The organism is Gallibacterium salpingitidis, from assembly GCF_030517105.1.
Lineage (GTDB): Bacteria > Pseudomonadota > Gammaproteobacteria > Enterobacterales > Pasteurellaceae > Gallibacterium > Gallibacterium salpingitidis.
Genome location: NZ_CP103875.1, coordinates 2,239,191 through 2,264,843 on the forward strand (window position 1 = coordinate 2,239,191; position 25,653 = coordinate 2,264,843).

22 protein-coding genes and 3 tRNA genes are annotated in these 25,653 nt (G+C 37.5%); 7 read left to right on the top strand and 18 right to left on the bottom strand.

The annotated features are described in order from the left end of the window. Nucleotides 1-54: 54 nt before the first annotated feature. The 4 genes from NYR30_RS10715 to NYR30_RS10730 are packed head-to-tail and all read left to right on the top strand — an operon-like array spanning nucleotide 55 to nucleotide 4,793. A complete protein-coding gene (locus NYR30_RS10715) occupies nucleotides 55-1,590 on the top strand; it encodes a sugar ABC transporter ATP-binding protein (RefSeq protein ID WP_082966175.1) in 1,536 nt (511 codons plus the stop codon). Between the two features lie 12 nt (nucleotides 1,591-1,602). Further along, complete coding sequence (locus NYR30_RS10720) at nucleotides 1,603-2,688, top strand: ABC transporter permease (protein ID WP_066109211.1); 1,086 nt, start codon at nucleotides 1,603-1,605, stop codon at nucleotides 2,686-2,688. 11 nt (nucleotides 2,689-2,699) lie between these two features. Further along, nucleotides 2,700-3,818, top strand: a complete 1,119-nt coding sequence (locus tag NYR30_RS10725) for an ABC transporter substrate-binding protein (RefSeq protein ID WP_066112958.1) — start codon at nucleotides 2,700-2,702, stop codon at nucleotides 3,816-3,818. A 51-nt stretch (nucleotides 3,819-3,869) separates the two neighbouring features. Beyond that, entirely contained in the window at nucleotides 3,870-4,793 is a 924-nt protein-coding gene (locus tag NYR30_RS10730) for an SMP-30/gluconolactonase/LRE family protein (protein WP_066112959.1), read from the top strand. A gap of 83 nt (nucleotides 4,794-4,876) precedes the next feature. Here the strand turns inward: NYR30_RS10730 and recC are convergent, their stop codons facing one another. The 17 genes from recC to fkpA all read right to left on the bottom strand — a co-directional run bounded on the left by recC (nucleotide 4,877) and on the right by fkpA (nucleotide 21,975). Continuing rightward, nucleotides 4,877-8,197: an exodeoxyribonuclease V subunit gamma gene (gene recC / locus NYR30_RS10735; RefSeq protein WP_066112960.1), complete on the bottom strand. Its 3,321-nt coding sequence runs from the start codon at nucleotides 8,195-8,197 to the stop codon at nucleotides 4,877-4,879. A gap of 119 nt (nucleotides 8,198-8,316) precedes the next feature. Further along, a complete protein-coding gene (locus NYR30_RS10740; protein ID WP_066112961.1) occupies nucleotides 8,317-10,038 on the bottom strand; it encodes an FTR1 family iron permease in 1,722 nt (573 codons plus the stop codon). A gap of 1 nt (nucleotide 10,039) precedes the next feature. Next, the gene (gene efeB, locus NYR30_RS10745; RefSeq protein WP_066112962.1) at nucleotides 10,040-11,287 is read right to left on the bottom strand and encodes an iron uptake transporter deferrochelatase/peroxidase subunit; all 1,248 of its coding nucleotides are present in this window, start codon (nucleotides 11,285-11,287) and stop codon (nucleotides 10,040-10,042) included. Between the two features lie 74 nt (nucleotides 11,288-11,361). Beyond that, entirely contained in the window at nucleotides 11,362-12,180 is an 819-nt protein-coding gene (gene efeO / locus NYR30_RS10750) for an iron uptake system protein EfeO (RefSeq protein ID WP_066112963.1), read from the bottom strand. A 183-nt stretch (nucleotides 12,181-12,363) separates the two neighbouring features. Beyond that, nucleotides 12,364-12,440, bottom strand: a tRNA-Arg gene (locus tag NYR30_RS10755). A gap of 57 nt (nucleotides 12,441-12,497) precedes the next feature. Beyond that, nucleotides 12,498-12,574 (bottom strand) — tRNA-Arg (locus NYR30_RS10760). Nucleotides 12,575-12,584: 10 nt separating this feature from the next. Then, a tRNA-Ser gene (locus tag NYR30_RS10765) sits at nucleotides 12,585-12,677 on the bottom strand. 150 nt (nucleotides 12,678-12,827) lie between these two features. Then, the gene (rep, locus tag NYR30_RS10770; RefSeq protein WP_302501069.1) at nucleotides 12,828-14,843 is read right to left on the bottom strand and encodes a DNA helicase Rep; all 2,016 of its coding nucleotides are present in this window, start codon (nucleotides 14,841-14,843) and stop codon (nucleotides 12,828-12,830) included. A 90-nt stretch (nucleotides 14,844-14,933) separates the two neighbouring features. Then, on the bottom strand, nucleotides 14,934-16,118 hold the full coding sequence (tuf, locus tag NYR30_RS10775) for an elongation factor Tu (protein ID WP_302501071.1): 1,185 nt from the start codon (nucleotides 16,116-16,118) through the stop codon (nucleotides 14,934-14,936). A gap of 59 nt (nucleotides 16,119-16,177) precedes the next feature. Beyond that, nucleotides 16,178-18,283: an elongation factor G gene (fusA, locus tag NYR30_RS10780; RefSeq protein WP_302501073.1), complete on the bottom strand. Its 2,106-nt coding sequence runs from the start codon at nucleotides 18,281-18,283 to the stop codon at nucleotides 16,178-16,180. 74 nt (nucleotides 18,284-18,357) lie between these two features. Beyond that, the gene (gene rpsG / locus NYR30_RS10785) at nucleotides 18,358-18,828 is read right to left on the bottom strand and encodes a 30S ribosomal protein S7 (RefSeq protein WP_066421559.1); all 471 of its coding nucleotides are present in this window, start codon (nucleotides 18,826-18,828) and stop codon (nucleotides 18,358-18,360) included. Nucleotides 18,829-18,939: 111 nt separating this feature from the next. Beyond that, nucleotides 18,940-19,314 carry a 30S ribosomal protein S12 gene (rpsL, locus tag NYR30_RS10790; RefSeq protein WP_034616415.1) on the bottom strand — a complete coding sequence of 125 codons (375 nt, stop codon included), beginning with the start codon at nucleotides 19,312-19,314 and terminating at the stop codon, nucleotides 18,940-18,942. A 129-nt stretch (nucleotides 19,315-19,443) separates the two neighbouring features. Beyond that, nucleotides 19,444-19,731 carry a DsrH/TusB family sulfur relay protein gene (locus NYR30_RS10795; RefSeq protein ID WP_066421562.1) on the bottom strand — a complete coding sequence of 96 codons (288 nt, stop codon included), beginning with the start codon at nucleotides 19,729-19,731 and terminating at the stop codon, nucleotides 19,444-19,446. A 10-nt stretch (nucleotides 19,732-19,741) separates the two neighbouring features. Continuing rightward, nucleotides 19,742-20,101, bottom strand: a complete 360-nt coding sequence (tusC, locus tag NYR30_RS10800; RefSeq protein WP_066421565.1) for a sulfurtransferase complex subunit TusC — start codon at nucleotides 20,099-20,101, stop codon at nucleotides 19,742-19,744. Between the two features lie 9 nt (nucleotides 20,102-20,110). Further along, the gene (gene tusD, locus NYR30_RS10805) at nucleotides 20,111-20,491 is read right to left on the bottom strand and encodes a sulfurtransferase complex subunit TusD (RefSeq protein WP_066111283.1); all 381 of its coding nucleotides are present in this window, start codon (nucleotides 20,489-20,491) and stop codon (nucleotides 20,111-20,113) included. Next, entirely contained in the window at nucleotides 20,491-21,180 is a 690-nt protein-coding gene (locus NYR30_RS10810) for a helix-turn-helix transcriptional regulator (RefSeq protein WP_066421573.1), read from the bottom strand. The genes tusD and NYR30_RS10810 overlap by 1 nt, the downstream gene beginning before the upstream one ends. A gap of 66 nt (nucleotides 21,181-21,246) precedes the next feature. Beyond that, nucleotides 21,247-21,975 carry an FKBP-type peptidyl-prolyl cis-trans isomerase gene (fkpA, locus tag NYR30_RS10815; RefSeq protein WP_066109470.1) on the bottom strand — a complete coding sequence of 243 codons (729 nt, stop codon included), beginning with the start codon at nucleotides 21,973-21,975 and terminating at the stop codon, nucleotides 21,247-21,249. 170 nt (nucleotides 21,976-22,145) lie between these two features. On the opposite strand from fkpA, the gene NYR30_RS10820 reads away from it, so the two are divergent. Beyond that, nucleotides 22,146-22,370, top strand: coding sequence for a SlyX family protein (locus tag NYR30_RS10820; protein WP_066421583.1), 225 nt, complete (start codon nucleotides 22,146-22,148; stop codon nucleotides 22,368-22,370). Between the two features lie 63 nt (nucleotides 22,371-22,433). Here the strand turns inward: NYR30_RS10820 and uspA are convergent, their stop codons facing one another. Beyond that, nucleotides 22,434-22,862, bottom strand: a complete 429-nt coding sequence (uspA, locus tag NYR30_RS10825; protein ID WP_065234209.1) for a universal stress protein UspA — start codon at nucleotides 22,860-22,862, stop codon at nucleotides 22,434-22,436. A 132-nt stretch (nucleotides 22,863-22,994) separates the two neighbouring features. Here uspA and mazG point away from each other — a divergent pair, with 132 nt between their 5' ends. Together mazG and NYR30_RS10835 are read left to right on the top strand one after the other, a co-directional pair. Next, the gene (gene mazG / locus NYR30_RS10830; RefSeq protein ID WP_302501087.1) at nucleotides 22,995-23,792 is read left to right on the top strand and encodes a nucleoside triphosphate pyrophosphohydrolase; all 798 of its coding nucleotides are present in this window, start codon (nucleotides 22,995-22,997) and stop codon (nucleotides 23,790-23,792) included. A 9-nt stretch (nucleotides 23,793-23,801) separates the two neighbouring features. Continuing rightward, nucleotides 23,802-25,643 carry an ABC transporter ATP-binding protein gene (locus NYR30_RS10835; protein WP_302501089.1) on the top strand — a complete coding sequence of 614 codons (1,842 nt, stop codon included), beginning with the start codon at nucleotides 23,802-23,804 and terminating at the stop codon, nucleotides 25,641-25,643. Nucleotides 25,644-25,653 lie beyond the last annotated feature (10 nt).

The following is a 25,653-nucleotide window of genomic DNA, read 5'->3' on the forward strand; positions in this document are numbered from 1 at the left end:
ATGCAAGAACCAATCGTGCATTCGTCATCTAGTTTAGATATGCCAATACTAAGTATGCAGCATATTATTAAACGTTTCGGTGGGAATATTGCTGTCAATGATGTTAGTTTGAATATTCATGCTGGTGAAATCGTTGCCTTACTAGGTGAGAATGGTGCTGGTAAATCTACTCTTATTAAGATTCTAGCAGGTATTTATCCCTATGATAGTGGAGAGATTTTCTTTGAAGGAAAATCTATATCCTCTGCATTATCAATAAAAACAACTCATGAACAGCCTATTGCGTTTATCCACCAAGATTTGGGTCTAATTGAGTGGATGACAGTGGCTGAAAATATGGCTTTCGTTATGGGATTTCCAAGATATGGTCATCCTCGCTTCGGGATCGTTAATTGGCGTAAAGTTCGTCATCAAGCCCAACAGGCATTATCTTCAGTAGGTATTGATCTTGATCCAGATACTAGGGTCTTTGACTTATCACGAACTGAAAAAGCCTTGTTAGCTATTGCCAGAGCTATTGCCGTTAATGCAAAAATTCTCATTCTTGATGAACCAACAGCCTCCTTACCAGCCAGTGATGTAAAACATCTTTTCTCGGTTTTACATCGTTTACGCCAACAGGGTGTAGGTATGATTTATGTTACTCATCGTCTCGATGAGGTGATTGAAATCTCAGATAGAATTTACGTGATGCGAGATGGAATCCCTGTCGCAGAAGGTAAAACAACTGGCTATGATGTTAAAGAACTCGTTAAAGTTATCGTCGGTGAAGAAACTAGAGAATTCCAACGTTATCCATTGCCACAACACAATGATGAAATTCTTAACTTAAATAATGTTGTAGTGGGTGATACGGGACCAGTTTCTTTTACTCTAAGAAAAGGAGAGATGATAGCCCTTGCTGGATTACGTGGTGCCGGACAAGAAGAAATAGGTAGATTACTTTTTGGATTGCGTCATCTTGATCAAGGAGAAATTCGTCTTCTAGGTCAAACTTATACCCCAACTTCACCTAAAGATGCAATTCAACATGGTGTTTCTTTAGTTGCAGGAGATCGTACTAACGAAAGTTTAGTAATGTCTATGACAACAACTGAAAATTTATTCCTAAATCCAATTATTAAACAAGGTTCTGCTTGGCATTGGTATGACAAAGTTGAAGAGTTAAAACAAAGCTGGTTTAAATTTCAACTTTTTGATATCAGGCCTAAAAATATGTTTATTGAAGTTAGTGCATTGTCTGGAGGTAACCAGCAAAAAATTGTTATGGCCAGATGGTTACACTTAAACACCCCAGTCATCATTTTAGAAGATCCAACTGCTGGTGTTGATGTCGGAGCTCGTGCAGAAATTTATGATGTCTTAAATAAAACCTTAGAACAAGGAATTTCTATCATCGTTATATCTACTGACTTTGAAGAAATTGCTAATTTATGCAATCGAGCCTTAGTGTTTAACCGTGGTAGCGTAGTAGGAGAGTTATTCAATGAAGATATTACTTTTGCAAACTTACTTGAACTCTCTTCAGCTAACACTGCAACATTGACTAATAACCAAGCACATTTGCATTCACCATCTCACTCTTACTAAGGATTATTCGTTATGGCGCAAACTTCTGTAAAATCAACCGCACTTGAACAAGCCGTTTCACTTCAACGTGATGGATTCATTCCTTGGTTATCACAACAGGCCACTCGCTATGGTTTATTGTGGTTATGTGTACTACTTGTTATCCTTTTTTCTCTGACTACACCAACCTTCGCATCCATGCTAACACTCAACGCAATTTTAGAAACAAAATCTAAAATTGCCTTATTAGCACTAGCTGCAACGATTACTATGATCGTTGGTAAAATAGACTTAAATGTCGGTTTTGGTATTGTCTTATGGCATATTCTAGCTATCACCTTACAAGTACAATTCGGCTTTTCTTGGCAAATGTCGGTAATCATTGTACTTGTTATTGCAGCACTTTATGGATTACTCAATGGTATCTTAGTTGCTCTTGCTGATATTGATAGCTTCGTTGCTACTCTCGGTTCTGGTACTGTGTTATACGCAATCGCACTATGGCATTCAGGCGGACGACAAATTGTAGGTAACTTGCCTGATGGTTTCTACGATCTTAATGGAATTGATCTTTTTGGATTACCTATTTCAGCTCTCTATGTTCTTATTGTTGCATTAGTATTATGGATTATTACTGAACACACTGCTATTGGTCGTTGTATGTATGCAGTGGGCGGTAATCCAACTGCTGCAAGACTAAATGGTATTTCTATAAAAAAATATACTATCTGTGCATTCATTACTTCTAGCACTTTGACTGGTTTTACTGGAGTACTTATCGCTGCACAACAAGGTGTTGGGCAAGCCAGTGTTGGTATGGACTATTTATTACCAGCTTTAGTAGGTGCATTTTTAGGTAGTACCACTATCCGCCCAGGAAGAGTAAATGTATGGGGTACAATTGTTGGTATTGCAATTCTTGCCATTGGTATTTCAGGTATCCAACAATTTGGTGGCGCATTCTGGGTAGAGCCATTATTTAATGGTACCACTTTATTACTCTCTATTACTATTGCTGGATATGCTCAACGCAAACGTCTTGCTAATCAAAAACTCGTTCAGAAAAAACAACAAACCCAAGCTGTTAAAACAGATCCTCAACAATCCAATCAACCATAGGAGAAATTCATATGAAGAAAACTTTCAAAAAAAGCATTACTGTTAGCTTAATTACTGCCGGATTGTTTTTCTTTAACCAGCATACTTTCGCTGCAGATGATTTTGTTTCTCAAGCAAAAACAACTGTTGCAGCAGCTACAGCACCACAAACCAAATGGGATGGACCAACAACAGGTCCAAAACTTCAACAAGGTAAGACAGTTATATTTATCGCATCTGATATGAAAAATGGGGGAGTATTAGGTGTTTTAGATGGTATGAAAGAAGCGGCTAAAGTTGTTGGTTGGAAATTGGATGTTCTTGACGGTGCTGGATCTGTAAACAACCAATTAGCTTCACTCAATCAAGCTATCGCAAAAAAACCTGATGCTATTGTAATTGGTGGTTGGAATCCTAATGTTGCTCGTAACCCCTTAAAAAAAGCTAGCAAACAAGGAATTACACTTGTCGCTTGGCACGCAACCCCACAACCAGGTGCCATCGATCAATATAATATTTTCTATAACGTCACTTCTGACTCAGATGAAATCGCAAAATTATCTGCTTTATTAGCAGTTGCACAATCAGAAGGCACAGCAAAAGTTGTCATTCTTACAGACTCGTTATATGAAATTGCATTACGCAAAGCAAATGTCATGAAAGAGACAATCCAACAATGCAAAACTTGTAAAGTGCTTGAATTTGTCGATACTCCTTTAGCAGACACTTCAAGCCGTATGCCTGGTTTAACCTTCAGCACATTACAAAAATATAAAGATAACTTCCAATATACTTTGGCTATTAACGATTTATATTTTGACTTTATGGCGCCATCACTTCGTACTGCAGGCATCAAGGGAGATCAATTTCCACATAATATCTCCGCAGGAGATGGTTCTATTACCGCTTATCAACGTATTCGCAGCGGAGATCACCAAATTGCAACAGTACCAGAGCCACTTAATCTACATGGTTGGCAATTAGTTGATGAGTTAAATCGTGCATTCTCAGGAGACAAACCTTCTGGCTATGTAACTCCAGTACATCTCGTAACAAAAGAAAACATTGCTTACGATGGTGGCGATAAAAATATGTATGACCCACAAAATGGTTACAAAGAAGCATACAAAACAATTTGGGGAATTAAATAAAAACATAATAAGAGGGTTAATTACCCTCTTATTATTAATACAGGAATATGTATGATGAACATTGAAATTTATGACGCTGGTTTTCAGACGCTATTTCCTGATAACGCTGTTTTAGAGGAACTTTTTGATCAAGCTATTTGGGCTGAAGGTCCTGTATGGCTACCAAAAGAAAATGCAGTTATTTTTAGTGATGTAAAAGGTAACTGTATGTATAAATGGAAAGCCAATCAAGGAGTAACCATTTTCCGTTCACCCTCCGATTTTGCTAACGGAAACGCTGTTTTACCCGATGGCTCACTAGTCACATGTCAACATGGAAGTCGTTCCATTAGCCATACTGATCTGAATGGAACAATAAATACCTTAACGACAGCATTTGATGGAAAACGCCTTAATTCACCAAATGATTTAGTCGTAAAATCTGATGGTTCAATTTGGTTTACTGATCCACCTTATGGAATCCTTAGTAACCATGAAGGCTATCAGGCGCCAAGTGAAATTATCGGTTGTTATATTTATTGTTACTATCCTGAAGATAACAAAACATATCTCGCAACCTTTAATACTATGCGCCCAAATGGTTTATTTTTCTCTCCTGATGAAAAAACACTTTATGTCGCTGATATGTCTAGTGTTGAATTTTCACAGCAAGGACTACATCATTTAGTTGCTTTTGATGTTGTTGGACACCAATTACAAAATCGCCGTACTATTTGTGAAATTACACCTGGAATTCCTGATGGTTTTTGTCTTGACAAAAATGAGTTAATTTATTGTAGTTGCGAAGATGGCGTCTTAGTTATCACACCACAAGGAAAATATATTGCCAAAATACATATTGGTAAAACTGTTTCTAATTGCACTTTAGGAGGAATTCATCAAAACGAATTGTATATTACTGCAACAAATAGTTTATATCGTCTCATCCTCAATACTCATGGATTTCAATACAATTACTGTTTTTCTAAAAACTAAAAATAAAAAAGTATCTTGTACATGGTGTATTATCCTGCTTAGCAATATGCCCTATCCAAAGGTTGGGACATATTGCTTTCAATTTAAAAACTGTTCCCTCTTTCTACACACGCAAACATTTTTTCAAACCAATTTATAAAACTAGCTCTAATCTGTTGATAATTTAATGAAGGGGTTTGTAGCAATAACCGCTGCCAATACTGATACTGCTTATTTTGTTCGTCTATTTGACTTAATTCATAGCGTAATGTTTCTTCATCACTATTTTCATCCGCAAAGAGCTTACTGAACTGCTCTAATCTAAATGTTGGCACTAAGCTGATTTGTTGCTGTGCTTGTAGAAAATCTCGTATATAAACTTCTAGTTGTCTTAAAGCCTCTTCTCGCTCTAATGGTCTGAAATTAAGCGTTGTTACTTTTCCTGACTCTAGCCCATAAAAACACGAATTTTGTTGTTCTCCTGCTATTTGTAGCAATAAATGAGCCAACCATAAGCTAATTTGTTCTTGTTCACGAATTCTGCCAACTCGCCAACCAACATATTGCCCCTGATAAAGTTGATCGATTTGCCCTTGCAGCAATATATTTTCACCATCAATATCGAGATGGATCTCAATTTTTAATGATTCTGCTGGCATAGTGTGATAATCAGCAACCACATTCCATAACGCAGCACAAGTCTCTTCTAATGCTGCTTGTTGTAAAAAAGCAAACCCTGCTCGAGGTAAAACGCCCTCACGTTTTGCTTTTTCAAATTCATCGTTCCAACTAGCATAATCATATTGCAATAAGCGTTCTTTTAATTGGTATTGTGCAAGATTGTCTAAAGCAAATGTCTCTCTTTCCGCTACATTTTCATTATTTTGATTAAGAAACACACCTAACTTTTGCTCAAAGAAATAACGCTGTGGTGCTACCACAAAGCGAATTAAGTCATCTAATGCAATCACTTTAACAGTTTCATCTGTTACCGATTGCTTCAATTCTGTGACAAAAGGTTCTATGTTTTTAGCAGCAATCTGCAACTCGGCAACTCTTGCCCACTCTTTAGCATAAGAAAAATGCGGTTCAAGGAAGTTATTAACGCTAAAAATAGTCGCTGGATAAGAGAATTTAAGCTCAGCAATCTGTGTTGGTTCAGTTAAGTTTTCACCAAGATAATCAAGCAATTGGCTGACTAGGATTGATGGTTGATACTCAGTATTATCCACAACTGAATAGCCTACATAGCTGATGTATAATTTTTCTCGTGCTGATAGTAGTGCTTCTAAAAATAAATAACTGTCATCTTCACGACGCACACGATCGCCTTTTTGTGGTTGATACTGCATCACATCAAAACTGTTAGTCGCTAATTGTCGTGGAAAATCACCCTCATTCATTCCTAATAAGCAAATTACTTTAAATGGAATAGCACGCATTGGTAATAGCGTACAGAAATTAAGCTGTCCCATTAGGAAATGTACGCTATTTTCCTGCTCATTTAATTTTGCTTGTAATAACTCACTAATAATCTCGGCATCTAAAGTTTCTTGATAATTACTTTCTAACGCTGTATCTAAAATCTGGTGAACTGCCTGTTTTAATATAGCAACAACGGTTCTACTTTCAGGCACCTCAAAAAAGCGTTCAATACAGATTAAAAGCGTTTGCCGCCACTGTTCAATATCTAATGGTTGCTGTAATTGTTGATACCACTCTTGCAACGCCTCGATAAAATGGGCTACTTTCCCAGCAATTTTGCCTTGTAAACCCTCACTATAATCAAAGCCAACATTATCCTGCCATACGCCTTGTTCATTTTTTAGTGCATAGCCTAATAACATTCGCTCAATACCATTCTGCCACGCATTATAATTAGGCACATCTTCAGCATCCTGCTTATATAATCCAAAGCGAATCCCTGACTGAATTGCCCATTCACGAATTTGTGATAACTCTTCTAACTCAATCGAAAAACGCTGACGAATACAAGCCACATCTAACAGACTTAATACCATCTCTACTGAAAACAATGACTCTTTAAAAGTAAGAAATTGTAGGAATGTAGCAATAACCACATCACTTTCAGTGATTTTTCTATCTGAAATTGCAAATGGAATATGGCGTTTATCCTCAAAACGATATTGCGAAAATACCGCCTGAATATAAGGGGTATAACGATCAACATCCGCCACCATCACAACAATATCTTTAGGCGTTAAATTTGGATCTGCAGCAAACATTGCCAACAGATTATCGTGCAAGACCTCAACCTCTCGCATTGGACTATGGCAAGCATGAAAACTTAATGAGGTATCTCCAGTTTGATAATGCAATCGTGATGATTCATTTTGTGCATACGTTAACTCTAAAATACTACGCTGTATCTGTTGTAATAATGAATCACCTTTAGGTTCAACATATAACTCTATTTCATTTGGTTCGAGCTGTGTTAATGAATAGAGAAAATCACGCCCTAATTTTCCCCAAGAGGCTAATAGCGGATGCCCCACTGTCAATGATTCATCATAAATAGTTTTCACTACTTGCTGATCATCACTATTTTGCTTCAGTTGTTTCAGTTTTAATTTTTCTAAATAGCGGTGGTCAATAATATCTCCCCAATAATAGCGACTAGGGCTATTAAAGAAGAGATGAATGTCGGTATGTTCACTTAGTGCGTGCAAAACAGTAAGAAACATTGACGGTAATGCAGAAATACCAAAAACACAAACTCGCTTTGGTAAATATTTTGGTTTGTGTCCATTCGCTAATAAATCAAGATATTGTTGATACAAACTAGCACGATGCCAGATCATATCTTGTTGATGCTCCTGTTGCATGTCATTAATGAGTTTTTGCCACAAGATCGCTTGCCAAGATAAATCTTGCATAATGGTTGGCAAAATCGCTTGATAACGATGCGTGATTTGTTGTGCAATTTGATGTTGTAAGCTTTGTTGTTCTCCTGCTTCCCATTGTTTAATCCAATCTGGTCGATATACCAAATATTGGTCAAATAAATCGGCAATTTTTTCGGCTAATTGAAACAACTTTAACGGTGTAAATTGCTCACCTAAATAATGGCGTAAACTTGTGAACTCTGGCAAATCCAAAGTCTGAGGTATAATGCGCATCAAACGCCAAACAAGATTTTCTTTACCAAATAAATTCTTTTCTCCTGCAGAAGGGATACTCTCTTTATAGAGTTGCCAAATAAAAGTTGAAGGCATTGGGAAAGTAAAATTAGCGGCAATACCAAAATGATCTGCTAATTGGATCTGCAGCCATTGCGCCATTCCCGGACTTTGTACCAAAATAATATTACTTGCAAAAGGATCAGTTAAAGGTTGTACCTCTAATAATCGAATTAATAAATCCTTTTGATACTCCAGTTGGTTAGCATAATAGACTGTAAACATGACTACTTTCCCGATCATTCACTCTCAAGGCATTCATTGTAAACGAATTATGCCATGATGATAACTTTCAAAAAAAAGGAGCAACGATAATTGCTCCTTTCCACCATATTACTTATTTATTATGCAGTAGCCGTTTCATTCCGCTGTAGCCATTTCTGTAATAATACAATCAGTGCAATATAAATTACCTGCGCAATGATGGTTTCTAAAGTGGCATAGAAGCCTAACCACTCAATGTTCGGCAAACTGTCTACAATAGTAATTGGAAGAATATGAGTTATTTGTAATGAATGTACACTCACTCCTAGGATCTTAAACCCTAATACATACAGTACCCAGGTTAAAATCTTAAACATTGTTGGTACTGGTAATTTAACTGAACTTTTTAAGATAATCACTGCTAATACTGCAAGGATAACCACTGCAATCCCAACACCTAATGCAAACGATTCTGTACTAATATTCGGTAAAATCCCTACATAAAATAGGATAGTTTCCGCACCTTCCCGAAACACCGATAAGAAACTTAAGCCAAACAAAGAAACAAAACTACCAGTCGTTAATGCTTTCCCCATATGTTTCTTAATATAAGCCTGCCATGCTTTTACTGATGATTTACTATGCAGCCAGGCACCAATGGTTAAGATCATCAATACAGCGACAATCCCAACGCCACCTTCGATAATTTCACGATTGGTGCCTGAACTTGCGGCGGGGAATAAACGTTGCAATGCAAACGCAGCGACTAGACTTAATAATAACCCAGCAACTACACCGCCACTTACCCATTTATACCCTTGCGGACGATTTGCAACACGTAACGCACTAACTAACGCCATCACGACTAATAAAGCTTCTAATCCTTCACGCAATAAAATTAACATCGCATCAATAGCGGTATAACTTGCAGCAGGATTAATTGCAGCTAATTGATCAATCAATTGCTGTAAATTAGCTTGATATTTTGGCTCTTGCCCTTTTGCCAGAATCACTGGAACTTCACTCTCTACACGCGTATATAAAGAACCATCACGCGTACTGACATCGCCTTCAATAATTGGCCAGATCTCAATAAAAGTCGTTAATTTTTCTTGTGCAGTGGCATTATCTTGCTGTTGAAACGCGGCTAATCCCTCTTTGAGTAAATTCACACCATCACTTAATTGATAATTGCCTGTGACATTCTCCGTTTTTTTCCCAGACAAGAAATCATCAAATTGTGTCGCGATTTTTTGTGTATTTTGCTCTACCCGTTGATAATCTAACGGCTCAGTTTCAATAGCAACGCGCAATAACGCCAAAGCTGTTTCAATCTTACCGTAATAACTCATATCAACATCGCGCACCAAGCGCTCATTTTTAGTCCAAATACTATTAAATAAACGATATTGTTGTTTCAAGACTTCAACATCTGGTTGCGCTTTCTGTTCAGTAATCACCTTTTGCCAATGATCAAAAGCAGGCACAATACGTTTTTTGAATAGTTTTTTCTGCTCAGCAATATCTAAAGGATGTTGCTCCTTATCAAACGCTAACAAAGCAACAGAAAGTTGATTTAACTGTTCAATATCTGTGTTAGCGATCGTTTTTGTCAGTTGCTCTAATACCACTTTTCCCGCTGGTGAGGTATGTTGTGGAATCGCGATAAATTGCTGCTGAATTTGTTCAATATCTTGTTTTGCTTGCTCAGGATTACTCTCCTTCACTGCACTCATTGCATCTGACAGCTGAATAAATAATGGGCTTAAATTAATTTTATTTTCTGCTGCAACAGCATTTACTGCCACAAACAGCCATAATAAAACTACTCCCAAAAAATTGGCATTTTTAAGGATTTTCATACTACGCTCCCAATAAAGCTTGTCCAATAAACTCTCCCTCTTTTACTCCAGGGAAGCAGGCAAATAAGCCACTACCAATATGAGTAATATATTCATTCATACGATCCACATTACCTAATGCATTTTGAATGGTAATAAATTGATCTGGATTTTTTTGGTAACAAATGAACAGTAAGCCACTTTCAAATTGCCCTGTACGAGGATTAATTCCATCTGAATAAGAGTAAGCACGACGCAAAATTTGTTTACCTGTTTTATGCGCTAAAGCAGAATGTGAATCCTCGGGAATCATTGGTTGACCATGATGATTTTTTTTCTCTAAATCTAACGGTGCAAACTCATCTTGTTCTCCAATCGGTGCTCCTGTTGTACGATGGCGACCAAAAGTACGCTCTTGTTCTTTGTAACTGGTGCGATCCCAAGTTTCTAAATGCATAACAATCTTACGTACAATCATATAGCTACCACCATGTAGCCATGCTGGTTGATCGATCCAAACTTGTCCTGCGGTATCTTTTAAGGTATTCGCATTAGCTGTACCATCTTTAAAACCAAAAAGGTTACGTGGTGTATCAGTTGGTTTATCTGCTGAAATAAAACCTGATTGACTCCATTTCATAGTGACATTGGAACGAGCAACACGCACTAATTGTCGTACCGCGTGAAATGCGACTTGTGCGTCATTGGCGCAAGATTGTATACAAATATCTCCGCCACTAAATTCCGCCCTTAACTGATCACGAGGGAATAGCGGAAGGTCTTTAAATTCTTTTGGAGCTTTATCTTGTAAGCCTAATTTTTGTAAAAATGATGGCGATACGCCAAACGTTAAGGTTAGACCATATGCTGATAAATCATCCGCTTCTCCAGTGTCCGCTGGCGGCACAAAATGATTTTTTGCATATTCTTTTACGTTTTTCCCTTGTACTAAACGTGCGGCATAAGCTGTCCACGTTTTGAAAACTTCTCTAATTTCATGCAAATTTTCTGTCGCAAGATCTAATACCAAGAAATATACATAAGTTTGTTGCGGTGTCAGAATCCCTTGCTGATGCTCACCATAAAAAGGATAAGTAATATCAGATAAACAATGCTTATCAACCGGTTTAGTTGCTTCCGCAGCAGTGGCTTGCTGAGTGGTTAAGGTTAATCCAGCTAAACCACCGCCTAACATTAATCCTGATTTTTTTAAAAATTGACGACGTCCATTATTCATATTTTTTTGCTGTATAAGATCTTTTGTACTCATTTTTTCTGTCCCATTAAAAAAGGAAAAACCACTGTTCCGAAAAACAGTGGTTAATTATTAAAAATTACTCTAAATTAGTTTGCTCCATCGAGGATAACACCCATTTGTGCAAGTGGCTCACCCAATTTATTTACAGCTTCCCCTAACACACGAGTATCTTCTTTTGAAAGTTCTGTATAAGCTTTATAGTCGTGCTTACCAACTTTGTATTTATCTAATAAGCTATTTACATTCTTAAATTGTTTATCCAATTCTTTCACTAATTTCGCATCTTTTTGTGTAAGTTTTGGTTTAAGAATTTCATAAATTTTTTCTGCGCCTTCTACATTCGCTTTAAAGTCATAAAGGTCAGTACGAGAGAAAATTTCTTCTTCACCAGTAATTTTACTTGTTGATACTTCATTTAATAAATCCACTGCACCTTGTACCATTAAGTCACCAGTAACTTCTACTGTTGGTACTTTCGCACGTAACTCTTTCACATCATTGAGTAATTGATCGGCAATTTGTTCTGTTCCTTTAGTGGTATTTTCTGTCCATAAGATTTTTTCAATTTTGTGGAAACCACTCCAAATTTGATCTTTTTCTAAATCCGCTTCACGAGCATCAATACGTGGATCTAAATCACCAAAACTTTCAGCAATTGGTTCTGAACGTTCATAATACATTCTGATTAATGGATAAGCTTTTTTCGCTTCTTCTAATTTTCCTGCTTTTAAATCAGCAACAAATTGTGTTGTACCTTTTACTAATTCATCAATTTGCTCAACAACAAATGCTTGATATTGTTTAGTTTCTTTAGATAAATCAACAGGTGCAGCTAATAAAGTATTAGAAAAAAGAACGGTTGATGAAATGATAGTTGCTAACGCAAGCTTTTTAAAATTAAACATAGATTACCCCATATGGAATGTAAATGAAAATGAATCGCATATAGGTGGTGTAAGTTATGGCAAATAATAATTGTTGTCAATAATAATTATAAAAAAATGAGAAAAATATATAGAAATAGTGCGAAATCGCAATTTATTAAAAGAAAATGGATATAAGAGAAATCAAGGATAATAAGAATGAAATGGCGCATCCGAGAGGATTCGAACCTCTGACCGCTCGGTTCGTAGCCGAGTACTCTATCCAGCTGAGCTACGGATGCGCTGAGAAAAACTGAACTTATTATTTATTCCCAATTTACTCTAGAGTAGCAAGTAAATGGCGCATCCGAGAGGATTCGAACCTCTGACCGCTCGGTTCGTAGCCGAGTACTCTATCCAGCTGAGCTACGGATGCGTTGAATAAATGGCGGTGAGAGAGGGATTCGAACCCTCGATAGAGTTTTAAGCCCTATGCACCCTTAGCAGGGGTGTGCCTTCAGCCTCTCGGCCATCTCACCTCGTTCGGTTGAGACGCTATAATATGGATTTTAGAAAATAAGTCAACGCTTTTTTATGAAAAAACCTGTTTTTGAGTCTGATTGAATGGATTATCATCAAAATAACTAATTTATGAACAATCTTGCTTTATTTGCCCAGTAACTCTCTAATTAATTATCCTTTAATAAGGCCTTTAATCTGGCAAATCCTTCCTGCCTTTGTTGCTGTTTTTGTTGCTCTGTTAAAGGCAATTTATCTTTTTCCCATACAAGGTCATCTTGTGGTAATTCCAACAAAAAACGGCTCGGTTCTGTCTGAATAATTTCTCCCATTTGTCTGCGAGTTTTACAACGAGAAAAGGTCAGTTCTTTCTGCGCACGCGTAATTCCTACATAAGCCAAACGTCGCTCTTCTTCAATATTATTATCATCAATGGAATTTTGATGCGGTAGAATGCCTTCCTCCATCCCAATCAAATAAACATATGGAAACTCTAATCCCTTAGAAGCATGCAGTGTCATTAATTGCACTTCATCGCCACTCTCTTCATTCTCATTACGTTCCAACATATCGCGTAATGTTAAACGCAAAACCACTTGAGATAAGGTCATTGCCGGATTAAACTCATCTCCTTCCAACATATCGTGCACCCACTGCAATAACATTGCGACATTTCTACTTTGTATCTCTGCGACTTTAGGGTTATTCACTTGCTCATACAGATACGCTTCATATTGTAATTGTGCAAACATTTCACGAATCGCTTGTTGCGGCTCACTCCTAACAATTTGATCTGATAAATGCACAATCCAATCAGCAAAATTATGTAATGCCGTATAAGCTTTTGGAGTAACTCGCTGTAATAATTCAAAATCAAAGATTGCTGCAAATAATGAACAATGTTTTTCTTTAGCCAAACTACCTAATTTTTCTAATGTTGCAGTACCAATCTCTCGTCTTGGTGTATTAACAATTCGAATAAAAGCTGAATCATCATCCTGATTTACTAATAATCGTAAATAAGCCATTACATCTTTAATTTCTATTCGGGAAAAGAAAGATGTACCACCAGAAATTTTATAAGGGATACGATTCTGTACTAACACCTTTTCGAGTAAACGAGATTGATGGTTCCCTCGGTATAAAATAGCATAATCACGATAAGCCGTTTTCTTTAAAAAACGGTGAGTCATTAATTCACCAACAATACGCTCCGCTTCATGTTCCTCATTTTTGGCTTCAATGACATTTAGCAACTCTCCAGTACCTAACTCAGAAAATAATCTTTTTGTGAAAATATGATCATTATTATCGATTAAAATATTGGCGCAATGCAGAATTCTTTGTGTAGAACGATAATTTTGCTCTAACTTAATGACCGAAATATTAGGAAAATCATCTTTAAGTCGTGCAATATTCTCGGGATTAGCACCTCGCCAAGAATAAATTGATTGATCATCATCGCCAACAACCGTAAATTTCGCTTGCTCACCTACTAATAATTTGATCAATTCATATTGGCTAGTATTAGTATCCTGGTATTCATCAACTAATAAATAAGCAATTTTTTGCTGCCATTTCGCACGAATTGTTGTATTACTGCGTAATAATAAAGTTGGCAACATAATCAAATCATCAAAATCTAATGAATTATAGGCATGCATTTGTTGCACATATAACTGATAACACTCAGCAAATGTCTTTTCTATCGGCGTTTTTGCTAACGCTAATGCTTGTTTTGGCAAGATAAGGTTATTCTTACAAGTAGATATATAGTTAATCAACTGAGTCAGTTTATCTTTATCTTCTAATAAAACTGTTGCCGTTAATTCCTGTAATAATGCCTTCTGATCATGTTCATCAAACAACGTAATGCTGGACTTTAATCCGAGCTCTCTATGCTCACGTTTAATCAAATCAAAACCTAACGTATGAAATGTACAAACGATAAGCCCTTTACTTTTTTGCGCACCAATAGATTGAGCAACACGTTCTCTCATTTCACGTGCAGCTTTATTGGTAAAAGTTACTGCAGCAATACTATTTGGCAGATAACCGCAATGCTCAATTAAATAGGCTATTTTATTAATAATTACTCTGGTTTTCCCTGAACCAGCACCTGCCAATACCAAACAAGGTGTATTAATCGTTGTTACTGCTTGCTGTTGTTGTTGATTCAATCGCATAACATTACTGAATTTTTTCTTTTCTACTTCTAATAATAAAAGAAAACCCGTCTAAAAAGACGGGTCTTTATATTTATCTTCGCAATTCAATTATTTTTTGATGTTTGCTACAACACCTGCGCCTACTGTACGGCCACCTTCACGAATCGCAAAACGTAAACCTTGATCCATCGCAATTGGGTGAATCAAGCTTACTGTCATCTTGATGTTATCTCCTGGCATTACCATTTCCACACCTTCTGGTAACTCGATTGTTCCTGTTACGTCAGTTGTACGGAAATAGAATTGTGGACGATATCCTTTGAAGAATGGAGTATGACGACCACCTTCTTCTTTTGATAATACGTACACTTCTGCTTCAAAGTCTGTGTGTGGTGTGATTGAACCTGGTTTCGCTAATACTTGGCCACGTTCGATTTCTTCACGTTTGGTACCACGTAATAACGCACCAATGTTTTCCCCAGCACGTCCTTCGTCTAATAATTTACGGAACATTTCTACACCAGTTACTGTTGTCTTCGTTGTATCTTTGATACCCACGATTTCAACTTCTTCACCTGTCTTAATAATTCCGCGTTCTACACGTCCAGTTACTACTGTACCACGACCTGAAATTGAGAATACATCTTCAATTGGTAATAAGAACGGTTGGTCAATCGCACGTTGTGGTTCTGGAATGTAAGTATCTAAGTAATTCGCTAATTCTAGAATTTTTTCTTCCCATTCAGCTTCGCCTTCTAATGCTTTTAATGCTGAACCACGTACGATTGGTGTATCGTCACCTGGGAAATCGTATTGAGATAGAAGTTCACGTACTTCCATTTCTACTAATTCTAATAATTCTTCATCATCTACCATATCGCATTTGTTTAAGAATACGATGATGTATGGTACACCTACTTGGCGTCCTAATAAGATGTGTTCACGTGTTTGTGGCATTGGACCATCTGTCGCTGCTACTACTAAGATTGCGCCGTCCATTTGTGCCGCACCAGTAATCATATTTTTTACGTAGTCGGCGTGTCCCGGACAGTCAACGTGTGCATAGTGACGAGTCGCTGTATCATATTCAACGTGTGAAGTGTTGATGGTGATACCACGTGCTTTTTCTTCTGGTGCATTATCGATTTGGTCAAATGCACGTGCCGCCCCACCAAAGTGTTTCGCTAATACTGTGGTGATCGCTGCTGTTAATGTTGTTTTACCATGGTCAACGTGACCGATTGTACCCACGTTAACGTGCGGTTTTGTACGTTCAAATTTTTCTTTAGACACGATAATTTCCTTTTTTAATTAAAAATCTGCAACGCATAAATGCGTTGCAGTCATTACAATTATTTTGCTTTGCGAGCTTCAATTACTGCAGTTGCTACGCTAGCAGGTGCTTCAGCATATTTCAATGGTTCCATTGAGTATGAAGCACGACCTTGAGTTTGTGAACGAAGATCCGTTGCATAACCAAACATTTCTGATAATGGTACTTCTGCGTTGATCTTAGTAACAAATTCGTTGCTTTCTTGACCATTAACAAGTGCACGACGACGGCTTAAATCGCCGATTACATCACCCACATAATCAGCAGGAGTCTCAACTTCCACCTTCATAATTGGTTCAAGTAATACTGGGGTTGCTTTAGCAAACGCTGCTTTAAACGCAATTGACGCTGCTAATTTGAACGCTAATTCTGATGAGTCCACATCATGGTAAGAACCGAAGTGTAAACGTACACCAATATCCACTACTGGGTAACCAGCTAAAGGACCAGCTTTAAGCTGTTCTTGGATACCTTTATCAACCGCAGGAATGTATTCACCAGGGATAACACCACCTTTAATTTCGTTGACAAATTCGTATCCTGGACCTTCTGGATCCAATGGATATAGGTCGATAACAACGTGACCGTATTGACCACGACCACCAGATTGTTTTGCATGTTTACCTTCAACATCATTAACACGAGTACGAATAGTTTCGCGGTAAGCAACTTGTGGTTTACCAATATTTGCTTCCACTTTAAACTCACGACGCATACGGTCAACGATGATATCTAAGTGTAACTCACCCATACCAGAAATAATGGTTTGACCAGATTCTTCATCAGTGTGAACACGGAATGAAGGGTCTTCTTGTGCAAGACGACCTAATGCTAACCCCATTTTTTCTTGGTCAGCTTTAGTTTTAGGCTCTACTGCTACAGAGATTACTGGCTCTGGGAATTCCATACGCTCAAGAATGATTGGGTTTTCAGGATCACATAATGTATCCCCTGTTGTTACTTCTTTCAAACCAATCGCTGCTGCAATATCCCCTGCACGAACTTCTTTGATTTCTTCACGTTTGTTAGCGTGCATCTGTACGATACGACCAAAACGTTCACGTTTTTGCTTCACTGAGTTCATTACAGTATCACCAGAATTTACTACACCAGAGTAAACACGGAAGAATGTTAAGTTACCTACAAATGGGTCTGTTGCAATCTTGAACGCTAATGATGAGAATGGCTCATCATCACTTGCATGACGTTCACCTTCAGTTTCGTCAAGGTTGATACCTTTGATCGCAGGAACGTCTGTTGGTGCTGGTAAGTAATCAACTACCGCATCAAGCATTGCTTGAACACCTTTGTTCTTAAATGCAGAACCACAAGTGATAAGGATAATTTCGTTTGTCAATACACGTTGACGTAATGCTGCTTTAACTTCTTCTTCAGTTAATTCTTCACCGCCAAGGTATTTTTCCATTAATTCTTCTGATGCTTCTGCAGCAGATTCGATTAAGTTTTGATGCCATTCATCTGCTAAATCTTTCAAATTAGCTGGAATATCTTCATAGGTAAATGTCATACCTTGATCTGCTTCATTCCAGTTAATCGCTTTCATTTTAAGAAGATCGATAACACCTGCGAAATTATCTTCTGCACCGATTGGTAATTGAATTGGTACAGCAGTTCCACCTAAACGGGTTTTAATTTGTTCAACAACACGTAAGAAGTTTGCACCTGTACGGTCCATTTTGTTCACGAATGCAATACGTGGAACAGCATATTTGTTAGCTTGACGCCATACAGTTTCAGATTGAGGTTGAACACCACCTACCGCACAGTAAACCATTACCGCACCATCAAGTACACGCATTGAACGCTCAACTTCGATAGTGAAATCTACGTGTCCCGGAGTATCGATAATGTTAATACGGTGTTGTGGGAATTGTTTTGACATACCTTGCCAGAAGCAAGTTGTTGCCGCAGAGGTAATAGTAATACCACGTTCTTGTTCTTGTTCCATCCAGTCCATAGTAGCTGCGCCATCATGAACCTCACCGATTTTATGGCTTACACCGGTATAGAAAAGAATACGTTCTGTGGTAGTTGTTTTACCTGCGTCGATGTGAGCACTGATCCCGATATTACGATAGCGCTCAATTGGAGTAGTACGTGCCACGATTATTTCCTCTCGCTAGGCTTAAAAAGATGAACCAGTAAGTCTTGATACCAAGACTCACTGAATAAAATAAATTACCAACGGTAATGGGCAAATGCTTTGTTAGCTTCTGCCATACGATGAACGTCTTCACGTTTCTTAACTGCAGCGCCTTTATTTTCTACTGCATCAGACAACTCATTTGCAAGACGTAATGCCATTGATTTGTCACCACGTTTACGAGCTGCTTCAACAATCCAACGCATACCTAATGCGTTACGACGTACAGGGCGAACCTCTACTGGTACTTGGTAAGTAGAACCACCAACACGACGAGATTTAACCTCTACAGTTGGACGAACATTTTCTAATGCTGTTTCAAAGGCTCCCAAATGATCTTTACCTGTTCTTTGTGCCAATGTATCTAAAGCAGTATAAACAATTTTTTCAGCGATAGATTTTTTACCATCTACCATTAAAACATTAATAAATTTTGCAAGTAATTCTGATCCGAACTTTGGATCTGGAAGGATCTTGCGTTGACCAATCACACGACGACGTGGCATGGCTTATTCTCCGTATATTAAATCTTCAGGTTATCCAAAACTCTATTTCTGGAGTCTTGTATGCTATCTATGTTCTAAATTAAACGTTTGGCCTTACTTAACGGAGATCCATTAAGCTTTAGGGCGCTTCACGCCGTATTTAGAACGGGCTTGTTTACGATCTTTTACGCCTGCACAGTCTAATGCGCCACGTACGGTGTGGTAACGCACACCTGGTAAATCTTTAACACGACCGCCACGAATTAATACAACGGAGTGTTCTTGTAAGTTATGACCTTCACCACCGATATAAGAGGTTACTTCATAACCATTAGTTAAACGAATACGACATACTTTACGTAATGCTGAATTCGGTTTTTTAGGTGTAGTAGTGTACACACGAGTACACACGCCACGTTTCTGCGGGCAAGCCTCTAATGCAGGAACGTTGCTTTTTACAACCTTCTTCACACGCGGTTTGCGTACTAGCTGGTTGATAGTTGCCATTAAAAAGCTCCAGTTTAAATAAAAAATAATTCACTATTGAATGTTAAATTAACCCCATTCCATAGAAGAATGGACGACGCATTCTATTCTTTAACGATTTGCATGTCAAGGTTTTACCGACCCTGATTATTAAAGACTCACTTGCGGGGAATATTGTTCTGTTAACTTAACCAGATCACGTAAACTGATGATAGAAAAAGATGCACGATTTGCTGAAAAAAAATAATGCAAATCTCTGGCTGTAATATCATTTTCTAATAAGAAATAGCTTTGTTCTGGTTGAAATAGCGTTGGATATTTTATCGGTAAAAGGACACCATCTTGCCACAATAAAATGGCATCTTGCTCTGTCACATTAGAGAATAATTGGACTAATTGTTGTTGATCATATTGGCTTTTTGAAAAGGTATAGAGCATACGCAGTCCACTAAAATGTTAAGATTTTTTCCGCTTGTCGCAATGTGTTAATCAACGCTGACTGTTCTAGTATTTTCACTGGTAATAATAACGACTGATCTGTTAATTGATAACGAGCAACATCTTCTTGGCTGATAAAACATTGTTCAATTTCATATAATGCCAACAATTTTAGCATTGCTGATGTTTCTTTCTGTAACAGTAATTCCGCTTGTTGCCTTGCTAACAGATTTAACACGCCATCGTGCAAAAAAAATACACCGATATCCGTTTCATCACAATAAGCTGACATTGCTAATAAAGCATCAATGCCTTCTCTTACTCTACTACTGCCATAAGGCGCTTGTGTAAAAACAAAAGCCACTTTCATATCATCGCCCTAAAAAGTAATGACTCTATCTGCAGTTAAGACAGCTTGACTAAACTCTCCTAGCCCAGCTAACACAAACTTTTCAGCAAGATTATTTTGTTGCTCTATTGCAGCCGTTTCTTCATTCACCACACCACGTCGTTGTGCTGCAGCAATACAAAGGTAAAGTGGGAATTGATACTGTTGCGCTAATTGCTGCCAATGTTTAATTAAATTAAATTCATCATTAGCTGGATAGACAAAAGCGTTGCCATGACTCACGCCAGCCTGAGAGAAAAACACTTGCGCTATCGAATGACCAGCCTGCAACAATTCTTCCGCAAATTGATAAGCTAAGAAACTCGCTTCGGAGCCATATACTGGTTGTGTGATAGACAACACATAACGCATTATTTTTGTTCATCCTGCTTAATTTGACGAATATAGAGATATACAGTATGACGAGAAATGCCTAAACGTTCTGCTACTTGGTTAATCGCATCTTTAATATCAAAAATCCCTTTCTCAAACAACGAGAGTACAATCTGTTTATTCTTATTATTATTCGACACATTACGATCATTAGTAACATCTTCGATAGTTTGTTCTACTGTTTGCGCCACTAGCTCTTCAACTGAAGAAGCAAAATTCACTTCTGAAGAACTTTCCTCCTGTTCGTGTGTTGGCACTAGTCCTTGCACAAACTCAGCCACTGGAACATTCAAATTAATATTGATACAAAGTAAACCAATAATGCGTTGTTGTGAATTACGAATTGCGATACTAATAGACTTCATCAACTCATTACTTTTTGCTCGTGTAAAATAAGGTTGTGACACACTATCCGTTTTCATCTGATGTAAAGAACGCAATGCCAGATCAGTAATTGGTGAGCCCACTTTACGATTTGTATTATGTCCATTAGCAATACAAATAGCTGAGTGCTTCAAATTCTCTAAAGAATGCAGCACAATTTCACAATGCCCACCAACTAATGCAGCAATTCCCTCTACTACAGGAACATAAGATTGCAAAATATCATGATCCTCTTTCGTAAATGGCTGTTCTTCCTGTAAAAAAATCTCATCATCTAAATTCATAACCACTCCAAATGAAAAAAGAATAACGGACATTTCTGCCCGCATTCTTTCTCTTTCTTATAATAATTACTTATTATTTGATTTCACATCTAACAATTCGATATCAAAAATTAAGGTTGAATTTGGTGGAATTTGACCTGTTTGTTGATCACCATATGCAAGATTAGGTGGTAATACTAACTGAATTTTTCCGCCTTTCTTAATTAAGCTAATTCCTTCAACCCAGCCTGGAATCAATTGATTGAGTTGAAATTCAATTGGTTGATTACGTTTATATGAACTATCGAACTCTGTACCATCAATTAAAGTACCGCGATAATTAACTTTCACCGTATCTGCTGGATTTGGTCTAACACCATCACCCTCTTTTTCTATACGATAAAGAATGCCAGATTCAGTCTTTTTAACGCCATCTTGCTTCGCATATTTATCGCGATACTCTTTACCTTTTTGTTCATTTTCCTTAGCAACTTTTTCTAATTGCACTTGTGTTGCTTTTGTGAGTTGTTCATCTAAGGCTTGTAATTGCTTTTGTAACGCTTCATCAGATAAAGTTGTTTTTCCTGTTAGCGTATCTTTCACGCCTTCTAAAATCTTACTATTGTCATATTTAATGAGAGATTTTTGTGAATCTAGCGATTGTTGGATGTTTTTCCCCATAAATACGCCAATTGCATAAGAAGAATCTTCAATAAATTTTTTGTCTTTTAATTGAGAATCTTCAGCAAAACTGTGGCCACTTACAGCTAAGAAAACTAATCCAGAAAGAAAGGCAATTTTATTCATGGAACGCATAATTGTTTGTTCTCCATAAGAAAATAATAAATTTATCACTGCTTTAATTTTAGCGAATAGGGTAAAATGATTTTTTAAAATATACAATATTTATTTAAGGTTTAAACGAAATTATTAATTTTTCAACATACAGAAAAAATTTAGCACCTTAAATCTGATAAGGACGAATAATGAAAAATGAGCTTAGCCCTCTATTACAACGTTTAGATGAATTAGAAATGAAAGTGGCCTTTCAAGAAAACACGATTGAACAACTGAATCAGGCGTTAGTTGATCAACAATTTATTCTTGAAAAAATGCAGCTACAATTACGTTATCTGGCACAAAAATTAAAAGATATGCAACCCTCTAATATTGCAACACAAGCGGAAGAAACTCCGCCGCCACATTACTAATAAAACTAAATCATCAGATAGCAAAAAGCCTCCGCTGACGCAGAGGCTTTTTCACGCTATAATCTATTCTTCGTCTTTTAATGGTACAACTAACATATCAACGTCAATATTATTCATGACTTGACGAGTTGAGGACATCAACTTACTCCAGAAGTCTTGGTGATGGCCGACAACAAGAATATCGACATCATATTTATCTACGGCGTCTGCTAATACTGTACCAAGATCGCCATTACCGCAAAGAGTTTCGGTTACTGGATAACCTGCTTGTTTGGCTAATTCAACAAGTGCATCATGAGTTTCATCGGAAATACGATCTTGCATAGAAGACATATTAACATCGATTAACCCAGTATAGAGGTCGGAAAAATTAACATCGACATGAATAATGGAAAGTTTAGCGCTGTTGTTTTTAGCAACTTGAACCGCTTTTGCTAATAAGACATTACTTTCTTCTGAAAGATCTACCGCTACAAGAACATGCTTATACATAATGATTCCTCCATTTATAATCAGCTAATTGAATAAGCTTGTTGTTATAGTAACATTAAAAACTAGTAAAAAGTTTGCGGTCGATCACGCTATTACAAACAAGTCCAAATTAATTCTAAAATGGAGCAAAAAATGGTAACAAAACTAGAAAAATTTGCTGAGGTCATTGCTCAACTACGCGATCCTGAAAAAGGTTGTCCTTGGGATCTAGAACAAAACTATCAAACTATGCCACCACATATCTTAGAAGAGGCTTACGAAGTTGTCGAAGCAATTAATCAAGACAATCGTCAGGATCTGAAAGAAGAGCTTGGTGATTTATTAATGCAAGTGGTGTTCTTAAGCCAATTAGCCAAAGAAGAAAAGGTATTTACTTTAGATGATGTGATTGAAGGAATTACTGAAAAAATTATTCGTCGCCATCCACACGTTTTTGGTGAATTACAAGCAAATAATAGTGAAGAAGTGTTAAAAAATTGGGAAAACATTAAACAGCAAGAACGCCATAACAAACAACAATTTTCTATTTTGGATAATGTTCCTTCTGCCTTGCCATCACTATTGCGTGCAGCCAAATTACAAAAACGTTGTGCCAAAGTTGGGTTCGATTGGTCTGAAACTGAACTTACCATCCAAAAAGTAGAAGAAGAGTTGCAAGAAGTACGTAATGAATTAAATACATCACCACAAAATCAATCTGCCATTGAAGAAGAAATGGGAGATTTATTATTCGCTGTGGTAAATGTTGCACGTCATCTACATATCAACCCAGAAGAAGCCTTACGCAAAGCTAATCTCAAATTTGAACGTCGTTTTCGTCAAGTGGAACAATCTATTGTGCTTTCTGGACATGATTTAGAGGAGGTTTCTCTCACAGAAATGGATTTATTGTGGGATCAGGTTAAACAACAAGAAAAACAAGGAGAATAACAATTAACTATGTTTAATCGTATTTATTCATGGTTTGAAAATCGTCTTAACCCTTACCCTGATGAGATGCCAGATGTGCCAAGAAATGGACTAATAAAATTTATTTGGTCTTGTATGGACGGTATGAAAGGCTGGATTTTACTGCTTACCATTTTAGTTGTTGGTATCGGCGTGATGGAAGCCGTCCTATTCCAGTTTATGGGCATTTTAGTTGATTGGTTAGCGCAATATTCGCCACAACAATTATGGCAAGAAAAGAATATCCAATTACTCGCAATGGCAGGATTATTGCTATTTAGTATTCTTTGGTCATTTATTGCAGCTAATGTACATCTACAAACATTACAAGGGGTCTTTCCAATGCGTTTACGCTGGAATTTCCACCGTTTAATGTTGGGACAAAGTTTAGGCTTTTATCAAGATGAATTTGCTGGTCGAGTATCAGCGAAAGTGATGCAAACGGCGCTTGCCGTACGTGATACTGTATTAGCCATTGCCGATGTGATGACTTATGTAACCGTTTATTTCATTACATCTGGTGCCGTACTCATGACACTAGATGGTTGGTTCGTCCTACCATTTATTATTTGGCTGATTGTATTTGCCATTATTTTGAAAATATTTATTCCTAAGCTCGCTTATACCGCAGAACGCCAAGCTGATGCTCGTTCTTTAATGACTGGTCGCATTACTGATGCTTATGCCAATATTACAACGGTCAAATTGTTCTCTCATGGCTTACGTGAAGCTAGTTATGCGAAACATTCAATGCAAGAGTTTATGGTTACCGTACACGCACAAATGCGCTTAGCGACTTCCTTAGAAACCTTAACCTATTTCACCAATATTTTGCTCACCTTAAGTACGGCAATTTTAGGATTATGGTTATGGAGCGTCGGCAAAACTGGCGTTGGAGCTATTGCTACCGCTATCGCAATGGCATTACGCGTAAATAATCTTTCACGTTGGATTATGTGGGAAGCTGCGCGCTTGTTTGAAAATATTGGTACTGTCAATGATGGTATGCATACTCTATCTAAACCACACACCATTGTTGATAAAAACAATGCTACTGATCTTACTGTCACCAACGGAGAGATTAAATTTGAAAATGTAAATTTCGCTTATGAAGCAGAAAAACCATTGCTATCTAATTTCAACTTAACCATTAAACCAGGTGAAAAAGTAGGATTAATTGGACGCTCTGGAGCAGGTAAATCCACCATCGTGAATTTATTATTACGCTTCTATGAAGCCAACCAAGGTAACATTACCATTGACGGACAAAACATTTGCGACGTACGCCAAGAAAGTTTACGTAGTCAAATTGGGCTAGTGACTCAAGATACTTCACTACTACACCGTTCAGTGCGTGAAAATATTATCTATGGACGTCCAAGTGCTACCGAAGCAGAAATGCTTTCAGCTGCCGAACGAGCGGAGGCTGCAGGTTTTATTCCAACGCTTAGCGATGCACAAGGTCGTCATGGTTATGATGCTCACGTCGGCGAACGAGGCGTAAAACTTTCTGGTGGACAGCGCCAACGTATTGCGATCGCGCGTGTGATGTTGAAAGATGCGCCGATTCTGCTCCTAGATGAAGCAACTAGTGCCTTAGACTCCGAAGTAGAAGCAGCTATTCAGGAAAGTTTAGATAAGATGATGGAAAATAAAACGGTTATTGCCATTGCACACCGTTTATCTACCATTGCTGCGATGGATCGCTTAATTGTCCTGGATCAAGGAAGAATTGTTGAGCAAGGCACTCACTCAGAATTGTTAGCGCAAAACGGTCTTTATGCCAAATTATGGGAACACCAAAGTGGTGGTTTTTTGAGTGACAATTGTTAATCATTAGCTA